General features: G+C 49.4%; 18 protein-coding genes and 1 tRNA gene. 4 read left to right on the top strand and 15 right to left on the bottom strand.

From position 1 onward, the window contains the following. The first annotated feature begins 549 nt into the window (after positions 1–549). A complete protein-coding gene (locus PYR66_18480) occupies positions 550–1758 on the top strand; it encodes a site-specific integrase (GenBank protein ID WEF27261.1) in 1209 nt (402 codons plus the stop codon). Positions 1759–1817: 59 nt separating this feature from the next. Here the strand turns inward: PYR66_18480 and PYR66_18475 are convergent, their stop codons facing one another. The 10 genes from PYR66_18475 to PYR66_18430 form a co-directional block, all read right to left on the bottom strand. After that, positions 1818–2219, bottom strand: coding sequence for a hypothetical protein (locus tag PYR66_18475; protein ID WEF27260.1), 402 nt, complete (start codon positions 2217–2219; stop codon positions 1818–1820). Positions 2220–2318: 99 nt separating this feature from the next. After that, a complete protein-coding gene (locus tag PYR66_18470; GenBank protein ID WEF27259.1) occupies positions 2319–2531 on the bottom strand; it encodes a hypothetical protein in 213 nt (70 codons plus the stop codon). 71 nt (positions 2532–2602) lie between these two features. Beyond that, positions 2603–3628 (bottom strand): major capsid protein, encoded by a 1026-nt coding sequence (locus PYR66_18465; protein ID WEF27258.1) that lies wholly within the window; start codon positions 3626–3628, stop codon positions 2603–2605. Between the two features lie 11 nt (positions 3629–3639). Next, positions 3640–3972 carry a hypothetical protein gene (locus PYR66_18460; protein WEF27257.1) on the bottom strand — a complete coding sequence of 111 codons (333 nt, stop codon included), beginning with the start codon at positions 3970–3972 and terminating at the stop codon, positions 3640–3642. Positions 3973–4611: 639 nt separating this feature from the next. Continuing rightward, entirely contained in the window at positions 4612–6777 is a 2166-nt protein-coding gene (locus tag PYR66_18455) for a chemotaxis protein (protein WEF27256.1), read from the bottom strand. Beyond that, a complete protein-coding gene (locus PYR66_18450; GenBank protein WEF27255.1) occupies positions 6777–7124 on the bottom strand; it encodes a hypothetical protein in 348 nt (115 codons plus the stop codon). Before PYR66_18450 ends, PYR66_18455 begins: the two co-directional genes overlap by 1 nt. Positions 7125–7241: 117 nt before the next feature. Next, a complete protein-coding gene (locus tag PYR66_18445) occupies positions 7242–7784 on the bottom strand; it encodes a hypothetical protein (protein ID WEF27254.1) in 543 nt (180 codons plus the stop codon). Between the two features lie 15 nt (positions 7785–7799). Further along, positions 7800–8390, bottom strand: coding sequence for a hypothetical protein (locus PYR66_18440; protein ID WEF27253.1), 591 nt, complete (start codon positions 8388–8390; stop codon positions 7800–7802). Continuing rightward, positions 8365–8541: a hypothetical protein gene (locus PYR66_18435; protein ID WEF27252.1), complete on the bottom strand. Its 177-nt coding sequence runs from the start codon at positions 8539–8541 to the stop codon at positions 8365–8367. The genes PYR66_18440 and PYR66_18435 overlap by 26 nt, the downstream gene beginning before the upstream one ends. Before the next feature lie 152 nt (positions 8542–8693). Beyond that, on the bottom strand, positions 8694–9140 hold the full coding sequence (locus PYR66_18430; protein ID WEF27251.1) for a hypothetical protein: 447 nt from the start codon (positions 9138–9140) through the stop codon (positions 8694–8696). Between the two features lie 1899 nt (positions 9141–11039). Here PYR66_18430 and PYR66_18425 point away from each other — a divergent pair. Next, entirely contained in the window at positions 11040–11660 is a 621-nt protein-coding gene (locus PYR66_18425; protein WEF27250.1) for a tyrosine-type recombinase/integrase, read from the top strand. A 204-nt stretch (positions 11661–11864) separates the two neighbouring features. Next, positions 11865–12329, top strand: coding sequence for a GNAT family N-acetyltransferase (locus PYR66_18420; protein ID WEF27249.1), 465 nt, complete (start codon positions 11865–11867; stop codon positions 12327–12329). Positions 12330–12419: 90 nt separating this feature from the next. Here PYR66_18420 and PYR66_18415 read toward each other — a convergent pair whose 3' ends face one another. From PYR66_18415 to proB, 4 genes are all read right to left on the bottom strand, one after another. Then, the gene (locus PYR66_18415; protein ID WEF27248.1) at positions 12420–13847 is read right to left on the bottom strand and encodes a carboxylesterase family protein; all 1428 of its coding nucleotides are present in this window, start codon (positions 13845–13847) and stop codon (positions 12420–12422) included. A gap of 728 nt (positions 13848–14575) precedes the next feature. Further along, positions 14576–14648: transfer RNA gene (locus PYR66_18410), tRNA-Thr, on the bottom strand. 114 nt (positions 14649–14762) lie between these two features. Then, positions 14763–16016, bottom strand: a complete 1254-nt coding sequence (gene proA / locus PYR66_18405) for a glutamate-5-semialdehyde dehydrogenase (GenBank protein ID WEF27247.1) — start codon at positions 16014–16016, stop codon at positions 14763–14765. A 10-nt stretch (positions 16017–16026) separates the two neighbouring features. Continuing rightward, positions 16027–17130, bottom strand: a complete 1104-nt coding sequence (gene proB, locus PYR66_18400) for a glutamate 5-kinase (protein WEF27246.1) — start codon at positions 17128–17130, stop codon at positions 16027–16029. 288 nt (positions 17131–17418) lie between these two features. On the opposite strand from proB, the gene phoE reads away from it, so the two are divergent. Then, positions 17419–18471 (top strand): phosphoporin PhoE, encoded by a 1053-nt coding sequence (gene phoE, locus PYR66_18395; protein WEF27245.1) that lies wholly within the window; start codon positions 17419–17421, stop codon positions 18469–18471. Between the two features lie 64 nt (positions 18472–18535). On the opposite strand, the gene PYR66_18390 is transcribed toward phoE, so the two are convergent. Beyond that, positions 18536–19102, bottom strand: a complete 567-nt coding sequence (locus PYR66_18390; protein WEF27244.1) for an NlpC/P60 family protein — start codon at positions 19100–19102, stop codon at positions 18536–18538. Between the last annotated feature and the right edge of the window lie 14 nt (positions 19103–19116).

Here is a 19116-nt window from a genome sequence, read left to right as displayed (position 1 = left end):
CCATCGCTACCTCACCGTCACCGCTAATCTCCACGTTTTTCTCTACATAGTGATAGATGAAACTGTCAGGCAGGATATACACGAATAGGATCGTCAGCACGATAAAGGCAATAACACATAAGCTCTTTCTCATCGTGATACCACGCATTTGCTATAATCTGGTATGCCTTGAACGTCAATACTCGCGTAAGCCATAAGGCCACGTCCACCGGGAACCCGGACTTTCTTACGATTCAACAGTGAGTGCCGGAGAACCTGAAACTCAGCAGATTTATAGAGAGTGACGCACCCCATATGTTGTACGATGCCAAAGCCAGTACAACACGCAGGCGTTTGGATGTGATTTTAGAAGATAAAATCTCTTAAGGAGTTTTCCCTAAGACGTTGATTTTCTTATAGAGTGCCGATAATAGGAGTCGAACCACTTAGCGATTAAAATCGCTGCGACCTTCGCAAGCCATTGATTCTTCGAACCGAATGCGCTGCTCCTGAAAGGCAAAACTGACACAACTGATCACAGTTGCCCCTGAATAATAGATCGGGGGAAAGATGAAATACAAGCCTAATGCGTATCTTGTTAAAGAAAACTCTTCGGTGTACTCCGTCAAGGTCACCATACCGCATTATATGCGTTCCCTTTTTGGGAATCGAACAGCATTCATGCGTACAACTGGCACGACAGATATTAGGGAAGCCCGAATCATTCGGGACAGAATCATGCACGAATTTTTCACTCTGCGTGAGCAACTCAAGCCTAAGCAGCAAGGAAATTGCGTTGAGCGCGTCCTGAAGGAACTACGCTCAATCCACCAGTATGTAAACCAGAATGCGGGAATAGACTTCGCAACGGCTCGTGTTTGTCCTTCACTTGTCCAGTTACGTGATGAATTTATTGTTCAGCACAACGACAGGCGTAAGCTGTCTACGCTCAGCAAGTACATTAAAGCGGTTGAAGTCTTTACGGCTCATTTCCGATGCAAGGATTTTCGCTTGCACGACATCAACAGAACAATGGTGACTGATTGGCTCGACAGGGCAAAACAGGAGAAAGCTAGCCAGACGCTGGCTAATTATCTTGGTTGCCTGTCCCAGCTTGTGGCACTGGCTCAGAACCGCTATCACGATGCGCCGAAGGAGAATGTTTTTACAGGCCATAAGCTGGATGTACGCCATGATCGGGAAAGCTATGAGCCGTTTACTAGGGATGAACTCTCCACGGTGCTGGAGCTACTTGATGAAGAAATGAAAGCCGTTGCAATGGTGGGTATGTATAGCGGTATGCGTCTTAACGAAATCTGCTCTCTGCAAATCAGCAATATCAAAACCGTTGAGGGGGTATGGTGTTTCGAGGTGACGGAAGGTAAGACACGCAATGCGGCTCGCTTGGTTCCAATTCATAGCAGACTGATCGCTCTCGTCAAACGGCTTATTCAGGACAACCACAACGGCTTTCTGTTCTACCATGCCAGTATCACAGAGCGTGCAGACGGCAAGCGCTCAACGTGGCATACGCAGCGATTTACACGAGCTAAGCGTAAAGCTTTAGGAGAGCAGGGGACAGAGCGTAAGGTATTTCATAGCCTCCGGGGAATGTTCATCAGTCAGCTTGATCGAAAGGGTGTACTTGAGGACCGTGTGGCCTTGATTGTGGGCCATGAGCGGGGCAAGACGGAGGCATTCCGCACCTATAGCCAAGGGGCTAGCATGGAAGAGTTATCGAGGTATGTAGAGCTGGTTGATTATGAATTTCGTCCTTAGTATTACATTGCCGCCATCTTAATGGCGGCAAACTAAGGTGATCACTTACGGTTAAAAAATTACCCGTCGAATCTTCCCCATTTCGCGATACCAGCGCGAGCCTCAACTTCTCCTTCGCGGCTAACCAAAGAGTCAGCGAAAGCTAAGTGTGCATTCATGTAAGCATCAAAATCTTTCTGAGGAACACCGTTTTGAAGAGCGCGGCTCCACCATGAGTAAACAACAACCAATTTTCCAAGTTCTGGATCTTCATTCTTGAGCCGCTCAACACCGCCGTCGTTATGAGCAACAGCCCAGCCGAAAGCCTTAGAAAAATCTCGGACTTTACGTGGCTGTATACCTGAAGCCAGCTTTTTATGCCACGCCGCGTGGTGCTTCTTGTCATCCGTATCAGAATGGTCATACACCATTCCGCATATTCTACAAGTTATCATGTCACTATCCTTTTTAAGTTTAATCATTACATCCAGAGGATAAAACGATTACATGATTTGGGGCGTTTATCCATAGCGGGATAGTTCACAGACACAAAAAAAAAAACCGGGCGGTTTCCCGTCCGGTTAGTTAATCATCTTCTTTCGTTTCTCGTTGAGGTAGTGCTTAATTGCTGCCTCCAAGCCCATACTGGCAACTTTTTCCATGAAGGAAGAACGCGGAATGTTGCCAAGCGCTCTACAAAGGCCGCTGATATTTATCAGATCATTATCACCCAGCGTTTTAACGTGAGAGACAACCAAAGGCACGCCACCAACACCCGAAATTGTAATTCTCATTCTATCCCCTCTTTATCTATAAATTCGACGGGGGAGCAAATCGCTCCCCGAAATCTGTAGCCTGTCGCTACTTACTCACCAGTGGAGGTGGTCAGTTTGGTAATCATCGATAGATCATAGATGAGCGGCAAAACGCCAAATTCTGACATCACAGTTTTATTGCCCAGGCGGTCATCAAAGCTGTACTGGAAGAACTCAGCGCGAGTGCCCGCAGCGGCAATCTTCGCATTACGTGACGCAGGACCGGAGACAACTTCCAGCGGTGTGTGATCTGACGGCACAATGTTGTCAGCAAATACCGGAACCATTACAGCGCTACCAGCAGGTAGATAATCCTCGTAACCGATAACGTTAACGAAGACTAGACCGTCCAGTTCAAACGCACTAAACGCCGGGAGGTTTGCCCGTACAGCACTATTAAACAGCGTGGACTGCGGCAGAACGCCGTGAGCGACTAAGGTACGAATCTCCGCGTGATATTTCACTGACTTATAGAAAGTCGGGTCACACAGGATCACAATACCCTTAAGCGCTTTAACCCAGCCACCGAGGTTTACTCGTAGTGCAGTTGCGGCGGTGTCCAGAGACTCTAGCGGACCAGTTGAACCAACATCGATCACAGCACTGGAATAATTCTCGCCGAACTCTTCGGAGAAATCGACCACCTGCTGTTGTGTATATGGGGCGTTGACAATACCAGCAAACAGCGCCCTAGCAAGCACATCCTCTTTAGTGGTGCGGAACTTCATATACTGGCGAATGGATTCATCGCTAACCAGTTCATCCATATTTTGTTGGCGCTGCGTACCGGGACGGCGAATCCCCTGGAACATACTTGCATCAACCTCCCCAGAAAATACCCAATGTGGGATCTCCAGGAGTCGATTTGTTGCTAAATCCCGCTCTGTGCCAACTAGCTCAGTGCCGTACCTATTCACAGATTCCGCAACGGAGATTTTGCCCGCTCGAAGGTCATCTGTCTCGATCTTCGGGGTGTCGTTATATTTTTCTTGGAAGATGCCTAATTCTTGAATCAGGAAATTATTGCCAAAAGGTTTGGTGAATACACCAGTAAAATCATTATATTTAAAATCCATTTTCAAATTCCTTATTCAGAAACACGGTTCAGGCCAGCGGCCTCAATCTGGGAGATAGCATTCGCAACGGCGGTAGCATCGGTGCCAATTAACCCAGCACGGCTCAGCACGCAGCCACGATCAACCACAATCACCGGAACATTAGAGCCAGACTTATGACTATCCAGCGCGATTAGCAGATCGCTACCGCTGGCGTATGCCTCACCAGTTGAGGTAAGCAGCGTACCAGGAACCGTGTCCACCGCTAGTGTGGCAAAGGTTTTGGTCTTGTGTGAAAAGACGGGGTCATCACGGTAGATTACGACATCCCGGAATGAACGTTCCTCTGTAGATACAATCATCATTACTCCTAAAAATATTCTTAGTTATATTTCCCGACGTTTTCGCCGGGTTGAGTTGAAAAAATACCGCCCATTGGACGGCATTCTTTTATTCGTGTTCCACGAAGAAAAAACACCCGGAAGCAGGAGCGCCTGCCCCGGTGGTAGAGAAATAAACAGCGTTTATTATTTTTCTGATGGAGAGATTAGGAAGGAGGGAGCGGCAGCGGCGGGAGACCTCTGAAATCTTCGCCGCGCGCTCGATGCCAGTTAACATCATAGCGAGATGGCCTGGAAGGAGAGCCAGGACTTTTGGCTAATCCGAGGGTTAACCCCGGATGTAGTACGCCCTATGACATCGCAGCGCGATTAAAAACTTTGTTTTAAACCCGTCCACGGGTGCTAGAGGCGAATCTTTTATTATGCCACCGTCGCCGCTGTTCCAACCTCTTAAACTGGACAACAACAGGAGCATAATAAAAGCGGTTCTGACAAAACCGCTTTAGTATCAAGGAAAAATGACATTATGGCATTAATATCACCTTGTATATAATTTTATCACTAAACTATTTCTTTTGCAACAAACACTTGGCAAATTTAACGGTGATTTATTGACTTAGTGACGAAATTGATATAATGGCGACAGATTCGCCGCCATGATGATTAATCGGCTATACCCAGTATCATATTCTGCTGTCTGACGTTATTATCGTTGATCTTTGTATCAATGAGATTATCTAAAACGCCAGCATTCAGAGTCTGCTCAACCTCGACTTTAACCGTCGCCTCACCAGTCAGATTAAACCTGGAGCTGTCTGGCCTCCATCCCGTAGAACCGAATGGCTCAGGCGGAGTAAAGGTGAGTTGTGGTTGACTGAATCCTGCAACCCCACGGGTTAACCCCGGATTTGTCCAGGCCTGTCCACTGCCGATGTTGTTCTGTGCAGAACTATCCAGCCACGGGTAAATTTGTTTAAGCGTCTGACCGATGACACGAGGATCAAAACCTGTCTTATCTTTAATCCACTGCGCTGCGGCATTGCTGCCTTCATCAACAGTGGTGTTATAGATAGCGCTCGGTAATGTCGCACCTTTCTGGAGTTCTCCACCAATTTGCGAGGCCCACGCGATAACGTTAGTCGTGAGTTCACCTAGCGATTGGCCCAGGTTGTCAGCTATCGGGATTAATCCTGTCATTGACTGACGGAGTGTATCCGTATTGGTGGCGTATTCTCCAAGACCCTGAACAAATGATGCAGAGAAGTGATCCGCAAGGCTGGTTTGCACTCGGTTGTACTCAGCTCCTAATGCTGCCAACTTATCGAGGTTGGCTTGCTGAGCTTCTGATAATGTCCAACCTTCAGCAGAAAGTTTCTGCATACGATTTATCAAGCCCTGGCCTTCATCGTTGAAAACCTCAAGGAAGACCGAACCATCGTTTACGGCTTCAGCCAGGTGCCGGGTCTGGTTATCCGTCCATTTAAAAGTTTTCTGCAACTGCTTCAAGTATGTAATGAAAGTTGGAAAAGACAATTTTTGCAGTTCCCCAATCACTTTCTGGGCTACCTTTTGGTTGCCATTGGTGGAAGCAAGCACATTATTGATGATATCTGCGAACTCACCTCCGCCGCTGAAGTTCACCTGTCCTGTTTTCTTGTTACGTTTGAAAGAGCCGGTATTCAGCAATTCCCCGGCCTTTTCAGTCGTGTCCTTGTTGAGGTCAGCGAGTTTGTCAGCACTCAGTGAGTAACCGACACGGCTCATAGCCAGATCCTGAAGTGCGGTAAACTCCAATTGTGAGATTCCATACTGTTGCAGCTTTTTCACATCGCGTGAACGTTCGAGGCTCCCTTGTAGGGTCTGACCAACACGAGCAACACCCATTGAGCCAATCAGGGAACCACCTGCAATAACGCCTGCCGTCGTCAGTCCACCATAACCGCGCTCTTTGCGCTCACGGGTCAAACGTTCGGCATTAATGCGACCAGCACGCTCAGCTTTCGCTTTATCCTTAACAATCTGGCGGTTTAATCGTGCCTGGCGTCTGGTTTCCAGAGTCGTTTTCGCTAGCTCGTGTCTCATCTCTGCAATGGTATAACGCTGCTCGGCGTAGCCTTTTGTAGCTTCTTTGATTGCCTGCACCGCTTTCATTTTGTCAGCCAGGCTGGCACCTTCGATATGGCTGATCGTCAAGCTAGCCCGGCGCAGAGTATCGTATGCAGTGCTCTGGCGCTTGAGGCTGGCTTCTTTCTCACGCTGGCGCTTCTCTTCCAGGGCGATCGCCTTTTTCGTCTGGATAATATCGTTAGTGATAGAAGCATGACCGCGATTCATTGCTGCTGTTTGCGCTGCTAATAATCCTGGTTCGGGAGCTGTGCCGCCCATGCTGGGGTTATAGGGCATCGATCTTGACCGTGCCGCCGCTCTGACCTTCGCGCTAATACGGGCAAGGCGCTCATTCTGTTTCGCCAGTTGATCGGCCTGATTGATTTGCTGGACTGCACCACGAGCGTTAATAGCAGCCATCTTTTTAGCGTGGGCCTGCTCTTGTTGGGCAACCTTGGCTGAAAGTTGTGCTTGTTTCTGCTGTTCAGCGCTGATCTGTTTGGCCTGGCGTAGCTTCGCTGTCTGGGCTTTCGCTGCGGCTAATGCTGCTTTGCCTTCACTCTGCGAGGCACGTTTCTGTGCAGCCTCCAGCGCTTTAGCAGGCTTCTCGTGAGCGCTCTTTAGGGATTTAATCCGCTTGAGCGCCCGTTTGTAACTTGACTCATCAACCAGCCACTCCACCTGATTTACGGTTTTAGTTACAATAATGTTGCCGTTAGACATTACACCTCCTGATTAACTTCATAGCCCAGACGCTTGAGTGCGGCGAGAATCTCAGGAGCGGCATTATCAAGAGCGGCTTTATTAATTTGAATGCTAATGCCTGATTTCATTAGGAGTGACACCGGGCGGTTGTTTGCACTATAACCCTGTAATTTGTGAGTGATTGCGATCCCTGGTCTGCCACGCCCCGGAGCTGGTTCACTAGTGGCGACACTCGGTGCTGACAGGTATTCCTGGACAGCGTCAGCTAGCACGTCTTCAGCACTTTTGTTTAATTCTACGGGATCGGCTGCTGTGCTCATCGCCTCCAGGAGGCTGGCGCGAAGGTCTTCTAAAGTAGTTCTCATGTTTGTTTTTATTCCTGTAGAGGTTCAGGCCGTCACGTAGCCATAGGAAAACAGCTACCGATAACGGCAGGTAGGGTAAAATTTCAAATAGGTTCAAAACTGTGCAATCAAGCCGTGCTATCGGGCAGTAGTTGCCTGCGCCACGATGACTCGTTGGACCGGATTGATTTGGATAGCCTTATATCTGCTGGTAGACTTTCTTTTGCAGACGCGTTGGTATTCGATTAGCAAGGGGTCGCCCTCAGGGGGTAATCGCTGCTCAATAGCGGATTCAGCAAGGCCATTTTGCCGGAGAGACATCACCACCGTGTACAGGTGTAGGCCACCCAGCGCAGCACAGATATCTGCGAGGGACTCGCCCTGTTGAAACATAGTCAGTGCTAGTTTTGAATCCTGGTAGGAATTGCGGTTGGCAAATCGCCTGCATTTCGGATTGTAGGAATTATCATATAAATCAATAACTTTCTCTATCGGCAGGCGCAGCAAAAGTGCTGTTTTCTGGGGGCTATACCCGGCGATGAGCATGGTTTTGCATTTTTTTATTACGTCGCTATCTCGTGCGCGATTTTTGAAAAGTCGAGTTAGATCGGGAAGTTGTTCTTCTTGGTCAGCCTGGCGGCTGTTGGTAGTCTGGCTATCACCAGTTGCTTGCGTACACAATTGTCCTCCGTATTATTAGTATGGGATCTCATTAAACATTTCATCCAGGTTCATCGCATCATCATTGGCAGGTACATCAGCATCGACAGGAATATCCACAACAGGTACGCCGTCTGGTTTTCCAGCAGCAGGCGCGGCAAATTCCACGACATCACGTTTTTGTTCATTCTTACCGCTCTCCTCGACAGTTGAATATTTAGAAGCATTTGGATGAGGTGGAGTGATGCCACGCGCAACCACTTTCGAGGGTTTCAACACAACGTAATTGTTGGACTTAAACCCGCTCCCAACCTGAATTTGGTCCTTAATCAACACCCCCGCCCGCATCAAATCATCCACAGCCTTTTGCGCCGTGGGTTTAGTAATGCCATTTTCCCACGCGATTATTTCCATATTGGGATGGATTGGCTCAGGGTAGTTTCTGCGGTCTTTGTTCGTCTGGAAGGTGTAGAGGTATGCATAGACTACTTTCATGTTCGCGCTGAACGGGATTTTGGTTCCATCGTCGGCAATCAAGACTTTCAGGCGCTTAACCTCGGTGTAATTGCGATCAAAAGTGCCGTCCTGTTCGTCTGGCTGATTAGTTTCTACTGTCTCGGTTGTCATTGTATCCTCGCTGGTTATCTGTTTTGCTCTTTTCAATTATTTTTGCTGCCGTTTGCAGCAATTCGCTGCATAATTTCGCCATTGGCATGTCTCGGCGGTTGGCCTCTTTCAGCAATGTGCGGTACGTTTCATCCGGAAATGAAATATTCATAATCATCTCTCCTGTCTGTCAGATATGGGAATACGCCCCTGCAATCGTGGATTAACGATCAGGATTCTGGCTGGCCTTGTGCCTGCATTTATTCGTATGGTTTGCCGGGTTTTTCGGCTATCTGGTCTGTTCGGCGACGTGCCGAATTGGTATTAGTGGCGGGTAGTTGTAGCGGTTGGAAAATCACCGATTACGCTATAACCGTACTTTTCGAGTTGTTCCACACCATCAGTAGCGACCAACAACATTATGATCTGCTCATGAGTAAGGTCGAGACCCAGCTTTTCAAGATACATCTGGCGATAGCCCTTCAGCACGGGGGCTAAAATCTCTGTCAATGTTTCCCCTGCGGCGTATTTCTGGGAAAACGGACGGAGAAGATCCTTGAAGGCTTTACAATCACGCGCCTTTTTACGCTCCTCACCAATTAATCGAAGTGCCTCGCGCGTCTCCGGATAAATCCTGTCGGCCTGCCTTGCGCCGCCGGGTACACGATTACGAAAAGCGTGGAGATTTTGAATAGATGTAACGCCGTTTAATACGGCCCATGCGATAGATTGTGCATCCTGTGTATAATCAAATTTGGCAGGTTTTCCCATTTGTTCTCCTTCTGTAGTTAAAATCAGTTCATTGCATTGAGTCACCTCAATCGATAATGTATATTTTATAACAAATGAGAATAATTGTCAATCTCATTTATCATTTTAAAGGCGCAGTTGTGGCAGTGTTATATGTCAACACCCAGTCACATTACACGGAACGATTCCACTTGTCAATCACTTTGTCATAAAACGCCTTCAGAGGCTCCAGATTCAACGCTGCAAGCGAAGCGGTACAAAGTCACCAGCAACAGGAGAGAGACGCTCTGAACGCGACAGGGAGCGTTACAGGGCCGCTGTGCATCATAGCATCGCCACCGAATCACAGGGCCGTTATAGCCTTGTGAGATTGAGGGGGGAGCGCCGACCCTCCAAGGGGGGAGTTACGTCGCGTTTAAAGCTCCTGGCTTCATCGAAGCCGTTCACATTGACTGACGCGCTTGCGCTTGTCTTCCACACATATCTGAAGTGGCTTAGCCATTCAGAGCGGAGCGATAAGACATCACTCCTGTAACACCCCCAACAAAATAGACGCATGTCTATTCCTGCTTTTAACCTTAATGTTTTTACTGATATAGGTAGTGATCTAGAGATGATCTAGTAAGTGATATAGTACGGTTAAGATTCTTTACGAATGGTTAGCTAAGATTCTTTGCTAATGTTAGTTAAGGGACTTTACTAATAGCCTCTGTTGGTTAAGCGCCTTTACTAATGGCTCTCTGGGTTCAAAGTGAATCAACCCCGGCCTACCAGGGAAAGAAATCTCTGGCGATCAGTTCGAGATATCTCCCGTTAGTTCACAGGTGCAAATTCAATTCTCCGCGCTGACCAAAGATTCGCAACCTCATACTGCTTTTCTTTGAAAATTTGGTGGATAATCTTTACCATTGGCTATCCTGCGAACAAAATAGATTAAATGCACCTCAAATAGCCTATAATCCGTAGTTAATCATTCTGAAGTGGTCGCTAAGCGTACAAATCACAAGTCTGTACCTATGAGCGCTATGGTGTGGTGCATGCAGTGAGGACAGTAATGGCGCGGCCTCGGCAGATCTGTCACTCGTGGCGCAGCTAAACACAATCACCTTTCTGAACCATCTTTTTATAAAAAATAAAAAAGATACATTAAAACTAAAACAGATGCCCTCTGGAGGCTCCTCTATCGCGCTGTGGGAAGTCGTGGATCATGGTGTTGTCAGTTCACAGTTGTGTAGATGTAACGCCGCTAAGGGTTTCTGGTGAAGCGTGGTAAGGGTTGCCGGATGGTGGAAGGGTTGAGGCCGGAAATGTTGTGGGATAAGACAAAGACTAGGGCCGGAGGTCGGGCCATATCGCCAGCGCCTGGCCTCTTGTTGGTGGGGAAACCTGGCCCGTAGGGCAGAGGGAAAAGCGAAGTCGTGAAAGTGAAGACTAACAGTCTCCACTCTCCAAGTGATTGATAATACGCGGATGAGCCTGATCACATTATTAGACAGCCTTTATATGCATCGTTTATGCAGGATCAGGCAAGGTTTATTCACTTCTCTGATCTGGTGCTCGGGACTCGGGCGGTACTCGATGACTCAACCACCAAGATATTTTGTAAAGACTCTTGACAACCCTCGAGGGGTGTAAGTGTACGTCAGGCAGATCAGGTAATGTGACAGCACATCAGACATAGAGACAGCAGATCCACCAGGTGTGCATCAGATATTTCCCGCCCAGCCAGCCCCAGGCGCTGGCCTTGTTGATGTGTCTCCCCGGCGGGCGGGGGCAGGTATACCTGCTCTAAAACCCTATCAGGTTATTGTTTGATCATTTTGTGCGATCATCAAATAAATACACTTTCCAAGTTACTGTTTTTGATCAAAAATAAATCAACTGAAAAATTCGCAACCGCACAGCGGCAGGGAGAAAAATATGGGTAACTCAATGGCGGCGTTGAAGACCGCCGACGAAGTGAAGGCAGTCAGCGCGGAGCTGGCACGGAATACAAAAACCAACCTGTTCCGCTGCCTCTGGGCGATGCAGTTCGAAAGCGCGTTACGGTTCTCTGACGTGGTTAAATTGACGTGGGATCAATTCGCTGAGGGCAAAACTCACCTCCTCATTATTCAGCAGAAGAAGACCCGCAAAGGGGCTGACGGTGCGCCAGTGAAGCCGAAACCTCTCAAGATCGCTATTACCCCGGCTATGCGGTCTATCGTGCAGGCACGCCGGGAGGAGGCCGCAGGCCGTCCACTGTTTGGTGAGTACATCTTTAGCTTGTCCGATCTGAGGTCGAAGGGCCTGCCAGTTTCACACAACGCAGTGCTGACGGAGTACGGCAAGTGCGGACGCCGTGCAGGTTTCCAGGATGTGGGGAGCCACACACCACGCAAGAGCAAAGGCCGCATCCTCTTTGAAAGTGGCCTACCTCTGGAACAGATCAGCAACCTGCTGGGCCACTCCAGCCCAGCTTCTACACTGTTTTACATCGGGTTCACGCAGGAGACTGCGGACACGATATCGGAAGAATTTTCCCTCGGGGAGGAATGGTAACGATGAAAAAGCATATAGCAAAAGCAGTTCACCGCACCGCAGCAGAGAAGACGGCACGTTAATAGAAGTGTTTAGCCTTGAAATTTAAACGATTAGTGCTATTGCAGAACCTTTCTTATCGAAATTATTGACAGTGCTCCATTGAATTAGTAGGAAATATATTTTTCATATAAACTGAGCTAACTTACTGAGGACAATAGCCTTATGTCAAATGTGGAAATTGTGGGATGGAAAGATGACTATCACAATGATTTTATTTCGTTATCTTTAGAATGGTTGGAAAAATACGTTTCAGTTGAACCCGTTGATCTCGAAATGCTGAATGATCCACACGGGTATATTTTATCTCGTGGTGGTTCTATCTTTTTTGCTCGGCTCGATAAAGAGATAGTTGGAACAGTCTCTATGATACCTCATGGTTCAAGCGCATATGAGTTAGCAAAACTCGCAGTGACAGATAAACACAAAGGGCTTGGAATTGGTCATCTCCTGATGCAGCGCTGTATTCATTTCGCCCGTGAGCAGGGAGCGGAAAAAATCATTCTGTTTACAACAGATGTCCTGATTGCGGCTGTAAAACTTTACAAGCATTATGGCTTCATTGAAGTGAAACTGGAGGATAACAAATATCTTGAGGCTGATATGCGCATGGAACTCATACTAAAATAACCTTCATCAACATAGTACCATTGATATTAGCTGTATTAGCACCACAGCTTACGGATTTTCCGCCTCCATTCAGGAAGCGGATCTGTTATTTCAGTCAAACAAATGGGCGCTTACAGTCTCTCTCATTTCATCAGTGATATCTGTCATTGCAGGCTTTTGCATTTGGTATTTAGGCCAAGTATAATCCCTGCAAAGTGGAACACCCTTACTTGCAAATTCGATCCATGCAGTTTGCATTTCTTCGGCTAAAGAATAATCCGCCTGTTCGTAAAAATCTGAGTTTTCAAGATTGCCAAATACATAGCGAATCTCAGATGTATGTTTCGCTCGCTCGTTATTAGCGACAGCGCCTGGTGCTGTGCGGCTAAAACGATAGAGATAAACACTTGCCCCAATTTGCGTTATATCATTTGCCATCTCCAATGCAGGGACAGAAAACACATATCGAGTCATCAGATAATCCAACTTCTCAAATACAGAGGAGTTATTTTTCTCCAGTTGAGCCAGAATGGCATTTTTTTCTGTTCCTGCCAACGCCAGAGCCATTCCTTCCAGCATAGCTGGGTTATTATGAATTTCTGGTTTCAAGAAGTAACGCCCTTCGTTTTCCGTACAACCAATCATAACCTGAATATCTTTAATCCATGGTTGATAACTGATATCCGGAATCACCACTCCATCTACAACCGGAGACCAGACAAGATTTTCAGGTGTATGAACTCTGCCCGGTTTTGGCGGTAGTCCGGACATTTCAGATGATGCCTTGAGTATCGCCATGGTCGGAATATTTTGTAGTTCATCTGCTGCGACATAATGAAGCGCTTCCAGTACTTTTTCCGATTCCTGTGAAGTCAGGGCATATTTGTCGGCTCGCAGACGACCCGCGCTCTGGATTATTGCACGTTGAAATAGACCTTCGGCTGACGGACATGAAAGTAACGCCCTGATGGCCACAGCACCCGCCGACTGTCCAAACACAGTGACATTCGATGGATCCCCCCCAAAAGCCGCTATATTATTTTTCACCCATACCAGCGCTGCGATAATATCCTGAATACCAAAGTTAGCACCGATAGTTGGTTCGGCTAAAAATCCAAATGCGCCTAAGCGATAGTTCAGCGTGACTAAAGTCACACCTTTTTTTGCAAAGGCAGTGCCATCATAACCATCCTCAGAGCCAGAACCGCCCAGAAAACCGCCCCCGTGAATCCAAACCATCACAGGTTGTTTTGCTGACTCACAGGTATTCTGAGTCCAAACGTTCAAATATAGGCAATCCTCACTTTGTGCTTTTGAACGCTCGGTATACACAGCTCCAGCAAATTGTGGACTCACAGGAGAAAATGATGTCGCAGACTTCACCCCCTCCCAAGGTTTAACAGGTTGCGGTGGTGACCAACGTAACTGAGCAACAGGTGGTTGCGCATACGGGATACCATAAAACTTTAAAATTCCATCTTCCTTCTTGCCTTCCAAGACTCCTTGATGGATTTTCACTTGATTTTCATTATTCATCATATCCCCTCGATAAGATTCACTATCGCCGATAGTTTCCCACTACCTCTTTATCATAGTATTTGCTTATCTTGCTATCGATCTACAGCTCTCGTTCATCACAAAAAAATGAAAATATCACCTAAGATAGCGTCTATAAGTCTTCTCCCTGATTTCAGACAATAGCAGCCATAAAGCGCCGTGATGGGACACTATAAAAGCGCCGTGGGCGCATCATCAGGGGTGTTTGTCAGTTAACCGTTCTCTTATCGAGTACCGTTAGTTTATGGCACGGTGAACACCACGAGAGAGCCAGCCCCTTTCCCGGACTAGTTAGGATTCCCATCATTTGCTCGTTTATCCGTGGCGTGTCATCACGACAGGCTGTTACGGGACACCGCGCTAAGTGTGGAACGGTTAAAAGTTGCGGGATTGATTAAAGACGTTGGCAGCGTCATCAGCTTCGAGTTGATAGCGGTTCATGTGGACTGTTATCCGGTTCGATAATAAGCAGGTTACAACCCTACGATAAAAATTATCGAATGAACCAATGGTTCACCGAGCATCGGCCCCGTTCACGCTTTATACCTGTTCGAGCTTTACAACTACAGGCCGCTACGTGCTAACATCCCTGAATAGCCACTGTTAACCATAGCGGCAACTGTTGGTCAAAGAATCCCTTAAAAGAAGATCGTAGCTTAAGAGCAAAAACCTCTTTAAGTTATTGTTTTTAATGGGATTTGTTGTGTTGATGCCGATAATAGGAGTCGAACCTACGACCTTCGCATTACGAATGCGCTGCTCTACCAACTGAGCTATATCGGCCCTGAAAGGACGTCTTCACCTGTGTGAAGCACGGGGTAGAAGGTTAAAACTAAGTGAGTGATGCGTCAATGCCCTTTCGAATCAAACGGCTACTTTTGCATCACCCGCTTAGCGTTAAGCACGAATGGTATCGTCGCCGAAGCCAACCCACTTATAGGTCGTCAGCGCCTCCAGGCCCATCGGGCCGCGGGCATGCAGCTTCTGGGTGCTGACCGCGACTTCTGCGCCGAGGCCGAACTGGCCGCCGTCGGTGAAGCGGGTAGAGGCGTTAACGTATACCGCAGATGAGTCCACTTCGTTGATAAAGCGGTTCGCGTGGCTCAGGGTACGCGTCAGAATGGCATCGGAATGCTGGGTGCCGTGCTCGCGAATATGAGCAATCGCTTCATCGAGATCGGCTACGATTTTAACATTCAGATCCAGCGACAGGTACTCATCGTCATACTGCTCCGCTTTTACCGGTTCAACCTTCGCCGGGCCGTTTTGCAGCACGGGTAGGGCGGTTGGGTCGGCGTGCAGAGTTACGCCGCTCTCCGCCATCTGTTTGCTCAGCGCAGGCAGGAAGGTGTCGGCGATATTGCGGTGTACCAGCAGCGTTTCGGTGGTGTTGCAGGTACTCGGGCGCTGGGTTTTGGCGTTAACGATGATCTTCAGCGCCGGTTCGATCTCGGCCGAGTCGTCGACAAAAATATGACACACGCCGATACCGCCGGTGATCACCGGGATCGTCGACTGCTCGCGGCACAGCTTATGCAAACCTGCGCCGCCGCGTGGGATCAGCATATCGATGTATTTATCCATCTTCAGCATCTCGCCAACCAGCGCGCGATCCGGGCTTTCGATGGCCTGCACGGCCGCGGCTGGCAGGCCGCACTCCTGCAGCGCCTGCTGAATCACTTTCACCGTCGCGGCGTTGGTGCGCCAGGTCTCTTTACCGCCGCGCAGGATCGCCGCATTGCCGGTCTTCAGGCACAACGAGGCGACGTCGAGGGTGACATTCGGACGCGCTTCATAAATCACCCCGATCACGCCTAATGGGACGCGACGGCGTTCGATACGCAGGCCGCTATCCAGCAGGCCGCCATCGATCACCTGGCCGACCGGATCCGCCAGGCTGCACACCTGGCGTACATCGTCGGCAATGCCGCGCAGCCGTTCTGGCGTCAGCGCCAGACGGTCGAGCATCGCTTCGCTCAGGCCATTGGCGCGGGCTTCCGTCAGATCCTCGGCATTGGCGCGCAGAATATCCTCGGTTTGCGCTTGCAGATAATCCGCAATCTTATTCAGAACCTGGTTTTTCTCGCGGCTGGAGAGCAGCGCGAGTTGGTAAGAGGCCGCTTTGGCCGCAATGCCCATTTGTTCCAGCATTTTCAGCTCCTTAACGGGTGATCATATCGTCACGATGGACGGCCACCGGGCCGTATTCATAGCCGAGGATGGCATCGATTTGTTGCGAGTGCTGTCCGGCGATAAGGCGCAGGGCATCGCTGTTATAGCGGCTGACGCCATGGGCGATATCGCGGCCTTCGCTACTGCGGATACGGATAACTTCGCCGCGGGAGAAATTACCGCTGACGGTTTTGATACCTTTTGGCAGCAATGAGCTTCCTCTTTCCAGAATAGCCTGAGTCGCGCCCGCGTCGACGGTGATTTCACCGGCCGGCGGCGCGCCGAAGATCCAGCGTTTGCGGTTCTCCAGCGGCGATTGCTGGGCGTGGAAGCAGGTGCCGACCGGCAGACCTTCCATCGCGTGGCCGATAACGTCCGGGCGGTTACCGGCGGCGATAATGGTATCGATACCCGCGCGGCAGGCCACGTCCGCCGCCTGCAGTTTGGTGCCCATACCGCCGGTGCCGAGGCCGGATACGCTATCGCCGGCAATGGCGCGTAACGCGTCGTCGATGCCGTAGACATCTTTAATCAACTCGGCTTGCGGGTTGTTGCGTGGGTCAGCGGTAAAGAGGCCTGGCTGATCGGTCAGCAGCAGCAGCTTATCGGCACCCGCGAGGATCGCCGCCAGCGCGGAAAGGTTGTCGTTATCGCCGACTTTGATTTCAGCGGTGGCGACGGCGTCATTCTCATTGATAACCGGCACAATGTTGTTATCCAGCAGCGCACGCAGGGTATCGCGGGCGTTCAGGAAGCGCTCGCGATCTTCCATATCGGCGCGGGTCAGCAGCATCTGGCCGACGTGAATGCCGTAAATAGAGAAGAGCTGTTCCCACAGCTGGATAAGACGGCTTTGGCCGACTGCCGCCAGCAGCTGTTTCGAGGCAATGGTGGCGGGCAGTTCAGGGTAGCCGAGGTGTTCACGCCCGGCGGCAATCGCCCCGGAAGTCACAATCACAATGCGGTGCCCCATCGCGTGCAGCTGCGCGCACTGGCGCACTAACTCAACGATATGGGCGCGGTTCAGGCGGCGGGATCCGCCCGTTAAAACACTGGTGCCCAGTTTTACCACCAGCGTCTGGCTATCACTCATGATTTTCTGCCGTTCAAAAGGAATATCGAGATCGAGCTGATGTTGTAACAGGAGTGAGGCCGATTGCCAACTCCTGGCGTATTGGTCAAGCCATTTTATTGCGCGGATCGGGCATTCTGCGTAGGGAAGGTGACAAATTTATGATGGAAACATTTAAACACTCTTTTTTATAAAAAGTTCCATTTTGTCATAAATTTTTAATACTGCAGCGTTAAAAAACCTCCTGTTTTTCACAGGGCTTCGCCCGGAATTGATTAGCGCGTATAAATAAATCACCAGGACCACATAATGAAAAAGCGTTCACTGGCATTAATGATGATGGGTGTTGTTGCTTCTACGGCTACACAGGCAGCGGAAGTTTACAATAAAGATGGTAATAAGCTGGACGTGTACGGCAAAGTCCGTGCGATGCACTACTTCAGCGATTACGACAGCAAGGATGGCGACCAGACCTACGTTCGTTTTGGTATCAAAGGCGAAACGCAGATCAACGATCAACTGACCGGTTATGGCCGCTGGGAATCTGAGTTCTCCGGCAACAAAACCGAAAGCGACTCCTCGCAGAAAACCCGTCTGGCGTTTGCTGGCGTGAAGTTAAAAGACTTTGGTTCATTCGACTACGGCCGTAGCCTTGGCGCGCTGTACGATGTTGAAGCCTGGACCGATATGTTCCCGGAATTCGGCGGCGACTCTTCCGCGCAGACCGATAACTTCATGACCAAACGCGCCAGTGGCCTCGCGACTTATCGCAATACCGACTTCTTCGGCCTGGTGGATGGTCTGGGTATGACCCTGCAGTATCAGGGTAAAAACGAAGGCCGCGACGCGAAGAAACAGAACGGCGACGGCTTTGGTACCTCTTTAAGCTATGACTTCGGCGGCAGCGATTTCGCCGTCAGCGCAGCTTATACCAGCTCTGACCGTACCAACGATCAGAACCTGCTGGCTCGCGGCCAGGGTTCGAAAGCGGAAGCCTGGGCGACCGGCCTGAAGTATGACGCCAACAATATCTATCTGGCGACGATGTACTCCGAAACCCGCAAGATGACCCCGATCAGCGGCGGTTTTGCTAATAAAGCGCAGAACTTTGAAGCGGTCGCGCAGTACCAGTTCGATTTCGGTCTGCGTCCGTCTCTGGGCTATGTGCTGTCGAAAGGCAAAGATATTGAAGGCATCGGTAGCGAAGATCTGGTCAACTATATTGATCTCGGCCTGACCTACTACTTCAACAAAAACATGAACGCCTTCGTCGATTACAAAATCAACCAGCTGAAGAGCGATAATAAACTCGGTATCAACGATGACGACATCGTCGCGCTGGGTATGACCTATCAGTTCTAATAACGCTGAGTGCTCAGAAAAAGAAAACCGCGGCCTGAGCGTCGCGGTTTTTATTTATTGGCGATTAGCGATTTTTCGCCAGATGCAGATTGTCATCGTTCATCGTTATCTGCGCGTTATATTCTTTCGGCAATCGGCGCGCCTGATAAAATACGCGATTCCAGTACGGATTATCCAATGACGAACGCATCACGCCCTGGCTGGCGGAAGCGTGTAGGAAATTGTGGTCGGTATCGTAGAAACCCACGTGCATACCGCCGTGGATCCGGAAGAAGACTAAATCGCCAGGGCGCAGCTGCTGTTTGTTGACGCGCACGCCCATATGCAGGAGATCGCCGGTGGTCACACGGTCCATTGGCAGGTTGAAACGGTCCTTCAACGTGCGCCAGACAAAGCCAGAGCAGTCTACGCCGCTCTGGTCGGTACCACCCCATTCATAGGGGGTGCCGTCCCAGGTGTGCATCTGGTCGTGCAAAGCGGCCAGTACCGGGATGAGGTCGTCGGAGCCGCCGTCGATCGGCTCATAGTGATGTTGCGCCACCGCCGTGGGCGGTTTTTTCGGTGAAGATGAACATCCTGCCAAAATCAATAAAGGAACCAACAATAAAGCATGGGAGAGTCTGGGCTTCATATCGTTATTTTCAT

The sequence above is a fragment of the Klebsiella aerogenes genome (genome assembly GCA_029027985.1).
GTDB classification, from domain to species: Bacteria; Pseudomonadota; Gammaproteobacteria; order Enterobacterales; family Enterobacteriaceae; genus Klebsiella; species Klebsiella aerogenes_A.
The sequence above is the reverse complement of the archived record's forward strand: the minus strand, read 5'-3'. Positions and strand labels throughout refer to the sequence as shown.

Bases quoted from the DNA above. Each gene is read 5' to 3' on its own strand.
- PYR66_18480 (WEF27261.1), top strand. From the start codon at position 550: ATGAAATACAAGCCTAATGCGTATCTTGTTAAAGAAAACTCTTCGGTG.
- PYR66_18475 (WEF27260.1), bottom strand. From the start codon at position 2,219: ATGATTAAACTTAAAAAGGATAGTGACATGATAACTTGTAGAATATGC.
- PYR66_18470 (WEF27259.1), bottom strand. From the start codon at position 2,531: ATGAGAATTACAATTTCGGGTGTTGGTGGCGTGCCTTTGGTTGTCTCT.
- PYR66_18465 (WEF27258.1), bottom strand. From the start codon at position 3,628: ATGGATTTTAAATATAATGATTTTACTGGTGTATTCACCAAACCTTTT.
- PYR66_18460 (WEF27257.1), bottom strand. From the start codon at position 3,972: ATGATGATTGTATCTACAGAGGAACGTTCATTCCGGGATGTCGTAATC.
- PYR66_18455 (WEF27256.1), bottom strand. From the start codon at position 6,777: ATGTCTAACGGCAACATTATTGTAACTAAAACCGTAAATCAGGTGGAG.
- PYR66_18450 (WEF27255.1), bottom strand. From the start codon at position 7,124: ATGAGAACTACTTTAGAAGACCTTCGCGCCAGCCTCCTGGAGGCGATG.
- PYR66_18440 (WEF27253.1), bottom strand. From the start codon at position 8,390: ATGACAACCGAGACAGTAGAAACTAATCAGCCAGACGAACAGGACGGC.
- PYR66_18435 (WEF27252.1), bottom strand. From the start codon at position 8,541: ATGAATATTTCATTTCCGGATGAAACGTACCGCACATTGCTGAAAGAG.
- PYR66_18430 (WEF27251.1), bottom strand. From the start codon at position 9,140: ATGGGAAAACCTGCCAAATTTGATTATACACAGGATGCACAATCTATC.
- PYR66_18425 (WEF27250.1), top strand. From the start codon at position 11,040: ATGGGTAACTCAATGGCGGCGTTGAAGACCGCCGACGAAGTGAAGGCA.
- PYR66_18420 (WEF27249.1), top strand. From the start codon at position 11,865: ATGTCAAATGTGGAAATTGTGGGATGGAAAGATGACTATCACAATGAT.
- PYR66_18415 (WEF27248.1), bottom strand. From the start codon at position 13,847: ATGATGAATAATGAAAATCAAGTGAAAATCCATCAAGGAGTCTTGGAA.
- proA (WEF27247.1), bottom strand. From the start codon at position 16,016: ATGCTGGAACAAATGGGCATTGCGGCCAAAGCGGCCTCTTACCAACTC.
- proB (WEF27246.1), bottom strand. From the start codon at position 17,130: ATGAGTGATAGCCAGACGCTGGTGGTAAAACTGGGCACCAGTGTTTTA.
- phoE (WEF27245.1), top strand. From the start codon at position 17,419: ATGAAAAAGCGTTCACTGGCATTAATGATGATGGGTGTTGTTGCTTCT.
- PYR66_18390 (WEF27244.1), bottom strand. From the start codon at position 19,102: ATGAAGCCCAGACTCTCCCATGCTTTATTGTTGGTTCCTTTATTGATT.